The following is a 4,535-nucleotide window of genomic DNA, read 5'->3' as shown; positions in this document are numbered from 1 at the left end:
TGGGCGAGTCCGGGTACGTCCTCGCCGGGGAGTGCGGCGATGGCGCGGGTGGTGACGAAGACCAGCCGGGACCCGGCGTACCGCTCATCGGCGAGGAACTCCCGCGCCAGCCGGAGCGCGCGGGCCGTCACCGCCGCCACGGCCCGCCGGGGGTCGGCGGGCACGGCGGGTCCGGGCATCCGCACCACCACATCACCGCCGTCGGGCGGCGGGAGCGCGTCCCCGGCGGGCTCGGCCCGGGAGCGGCTCTCCGCCACGGGGGTGTCGAGCGGCTGCCATACGACGGTGAGGACACCGTCCCCTGCGGAGCCGATGGCCGCCCGGACCGTGTCCCGGCTCACCGGGCGCAGCTCCAGCGACTCCACCGACCCGGCGGGTACGCCCGTCATGTCCCACAGGGACACGGCGACCCGCCGCGGACCGGTCGTCCTCAGCCGCACCCGCAGGGCGGCCGTCCCCGCCGTGCCCACCTCCGCGCCGCTCCAGACGAACGGCAGCCCCGGCGGGGCATCCGGGCCGGCGACCCCCGGCAGCAGCGGGTGCAGGGCCGCGTCCAGCAGTGCCGGATGGAGGAGGAACCGTCCGGTGTCCCCCCGCAGCTCCTCGCCGATGGCGACCTCGGCCCAGACCGTGTCCCCGGCCCGCCAGACCCGGCGGAGCGCGGCGAACTCGGCGCCGTATCCGAACCCTTCCTCGGCCAGCCGTCCGTACACATCGCCGAGGACGGTCTCGGCGGCGCCCTCGGGCGGCCAGGGCTCCCCGCCGCCACCGGGCCCGGGCGGCGCCGCCGGAGGCGCGGCGGGGGCCAGCCGGCCGCTCGCATGGGCGGTCCACCCGTCCGCTCCGTCCGGCCGGGCATACACATCGAGCGGCCGGTGACCGTCGTCGCCGGGCTCCCCGACCACCACTTGGAGCCCGACCCCGCCTTCGGCGGGGAGCACCAGCGGGCCGGTCAGGGTCAGTTCGGCGACCCGGTGCAGCCCCACCTCGGCCCCGGCGCGGAGAGCCAGCTCCAGAAAGCCCGTACCGGGGAAGAGCACGGCTCCGTGCACCGCGTGACCGGCCAGCCAGGGATGGGTGTGGAGCGAGAGCCGGCCCGTGAGGAGCCGGGCGTCCCGGCCGGCGACGGTCAGCGCGGCGCCGAGCAGCGGATGCTCGGCGGGCTCCATGCCGAGTTCCCCGGCGCCGGCCGGCGCGGCGGGCGCGGTGAGCCAGTACCGCTCGCGCTGGAAGGCATAGGTGGGCAGATCGACCCGGCTGCCGCCGGGGAAGACCGCGTCCGGGTCGAGGGCCGCTCCGCGCAGCCGGAGCAGCGCCAGCGCCGCCGTCACCGAGGTGGCCTCGGGCCGTCCCGGGCGCAGCAGCGGCAGGGTGGGGCCGTCGTCCAGGATCTCCCCGGCCATCGCGGTCAGCTCACCGCCGGGGCCCAGCTCCAGACAGTCGGTGACTCCGGCCGACTCCAGCGCGCGCACTCCGTCGTGGAAGCGGACGGTGTGGCGGATGTGGTGGGTCCAGTAGTCGGGTGAGTGGAGTTGGCGGGGGGTCGCGGGTTCTCCGGTGAGGTTGGAGATGACGGGGATGTGGGGTGTGTAGTAGGTGAGTTGTGCGGCGATGGTGCGGAACTCGGCGAGGGCGCCGTCCATGTGGGGCGAGTGGAAGGCGTGCGAGACCGTCAGCCGCTTCACCCGGCGGCCCCGGGACCGCCAGAGCCGGGTCACCGCGTCCACGGTCTCCGCGTCACCGGAGACGACGGTGGACCGGGGGCCGTTGACGGCGGCGATCGCGGCCCGCGCCGGGTCGCCGTACTCCGCCAGCGTCTCCCGGAGTTCGTCCTCGGTGATCCGCAGCGCTGCCATCGCGCCGTCGTCGCGGGCGGCCCGCATGAGCCTGCCCCGGGCGGCGACCAGGGTGCAGGCGTCCTGGAGGGAGAGCACCCCGGCGACATGCGCGGCGGTCAGCTCGCCCAGGGAGTGGCCGAGCAGCAGATCGGGCGCCGGGCCCTGGTGCTCGACCAGCCGGAACAGCGCCACTTCGAGGGCGAACAGCGCCGCCTGGGTCAGGTCGGTGCGGTCGAGCAGCGCCGCCGCCGACGTGCCCGCCGGGGCGAACATCACCTCGCGCAGGGGGTGCTCCCACCGGTCGCCGAAGGTGCTGAGAATCTCGTCGAGATGGCGGGCGAACTCCGGGACGTGCTGGTACAGCTCATGGCCAGCTCCCGGCCGCTGACTGCCCTGCCCGGGGAAGAGATACGCGGTCCTGCCCCGGGCCGTCCCGCTCCCGGCGCGCACCACCCGTGCGCCGGCCCCGTCCCGGGCGAGCGCGTCCAGCCCCTCCAGCAGCTCCGCCCGGTCGGCACCCACGACGGCGGCCCGCTCCTTCAGCGTGGCCCGGGTGGTCGCCAGCGACCAGCCGATGTCCACCGGCGACAGCTCCGGGCGCTCGGTGAGATGGGTGTGCAGCCGCCGGGCCTGGGCGCGGAGCCCCGTCTCGTCACTGCCGGAGAGAAAGAGCGGGAGCGCGGCGACCGGCGCCGGTTCCGGGGTCGCGGGCCGGGGTGGGGGTTCTTCGATGATGAGGTGGGCGTTGGTGCCGCTGATGCCGAAGGAGGAGATGGCTGCGCGGCGGGGGCGGTTGGGTGTGCGGGGCCAGGGTTGGGGGTGGGTGAGGAGGTGGAGGTTGGTGTTGTTCCAGTTGATGTGGGGGGTGGGGTGTTGGGTGTGGAGGGTGGGGGGGAGGGTGTGGTGGTGGAGGGCTTGGATGATTTTGATGGTGCCGGCGGCTCCGGCGGCTGCTTGGGTGTGGCCGATGTTGGATTTGAGGGAGCCGAGCCAGAGGGGTTGGTGGGGTGGTCGGTGGTGGCTGTAGGTGGTGGTGAGTGCTCCGGCTTCGATGGGGTCGCCGAGGCGGGTGCCGGTGCCGTGGGCTTCGACGGCGTCGATGTGGTGGGGTTGGAGTCCGGCGTGGTGGAGTGCTTGGTGGATGACGCGTTCTTGTGAGGGGCCGTTGGGTGCGGTGAGTCCGTTGGAGGCGCCGTCCTGGTTGATGGCGCTGCCTCGGAGGATGGCGAGGACGCGGTTGTTCTGGTGTTGTGCGTCGGAGAGGCGTTGGAGGAGGAGGAGTCCGGCGCCTTCGGACCAGCCGGTGCCGTCGGCGTGAGCGGAGAAGGAGCGGCAGCGTCCGTCGGCGGACAGCCCCCGCTGACGCGAGAACTCCACGAAGGTCATGGGACTGCTCATGACCGTCACCCCGCCGGCGAGGGCGAGATCGCACTCGCCGGAGCGGAGGGCGTTGGCGGCGAGGTGCAGGGCGACCAGTGAGGAGGAGCAGGCGGTGTCCACCGTCACCGCCGGACCCTCCAGGCCGTACGCGTAGGCCAGCCGCCCCGACACCACACTGGAGAGGTTCCCCGCCAGCAGAAAACCCTCGAACTCGGCCGGACTCCTCCCCAGCCGGGTCGCGTAATCCTGGTACATCACCCCGGCGTAGACGCCGGTGCGGGTGCCGCGCAGCCGGGTGGGGTCGATTCCGGCGTGTTCGAAGGTCTCCCAGGCGGTTTCCAGGAGCAGTCGCTGCTGGGGGTCGGTGGCCACGGCCTCTCTGGGTGACATGCCGAAGAACGCGGGGTCGAAGAGGTCGGCGTCGTGGAGGAATCCGCCGTGGCGGGTGTAGGAGGTGCCGGGGGTGTCCGGGTCGGGGTCGTAGAGGGCGGTGAGGTCCCAGCCCCGGTTGGTGGGGAAGCCGCTGATTCCTTCGCGTCCCTCGGCGACGAGGCGCCACAGTTCGTCGGGGGAGGTGATTCCGCCGGGGAAGCGGCATCCCATGCCCACGATCACCACGGGGTCCCCGGTGTCCACCGCCGCCGCCGGCGGGGCCCCGCGCCCCGCCACCACACCCGACATCCGCTCCAGCACATGGCGTGCCAGCGCGGCGGGCGACGGATGGTCGAAGACGGCCGTGGGGGGCAGCCGCAACCCCGTGAGCGCACTCACCCGGTTGCGCAGCTCGACACCGGCCAGCGAGTCCATACCGATCTCGCTGAAGGCACGGGCGGGGGCGACACCGGTGGAGTCGGGATGGCCGAGCACCGAGGCCGTCAGCGCGCGCAGCTCCTCGGTCACCAGGGCGAGCCGCTCGTCCTCGGGCCGCCGGGACAGCCGCTCCGCCCAGGGGGAGGCCGCGCCGTCCGGTGACGTGGCGGCCGGGGTCGCGGTACGGCGCGCGATCCGCCGCGCCCGCGCGAGGCCCCGCAGCATCGGAGCGGCCGTACCGCTCTCGATGGCCGCCCGGTTGAGCAGCGCGGGGACGGCGAGCGCGGAGCCGCCCGCGAGCGAGGCGTCGAACAGCTCCAGGGCGAGAGCGGCCGGCAGGGGCAGCAGGCCCGTGCGGGCCCACCGGGCCAGCCCCGCCGCGTCGAGCGACCCGCCCATGCCCTCCTCGCCGTCCCACAGTCCCCAGGCGAGGGAGAGTCCTGGGAGTCCGTGGGCGTGGCGGTGGGCGGCGAGGGCGTCGAGGAAGGTGTTGCCGGCGGCGTAGTT

The 4,535-nt window shown here is 74.5% G+C and carries 1 protein-coding gene; it reads right to left on the bottom strand.

What is annotated here, in order from left to right; all coding sequences use genetic code 11:
- Positions 1-4,535, bottom strand: a 4,535-nt coding sequence (locus tag ACWCRA_RS35160) for a type I polyketide synthase (RefSeq protein ID WP_451069473.1), incomplete at both ends; no start/stop codon positions are given.

The organism is Streptomyces sp. NPDC001889 (genome assembly GCF_053594535.1).
Note: the sequence above shows the minus strand (reverse complement) of the source record. Positions and strands in the feature narration are given on the sequence as shown.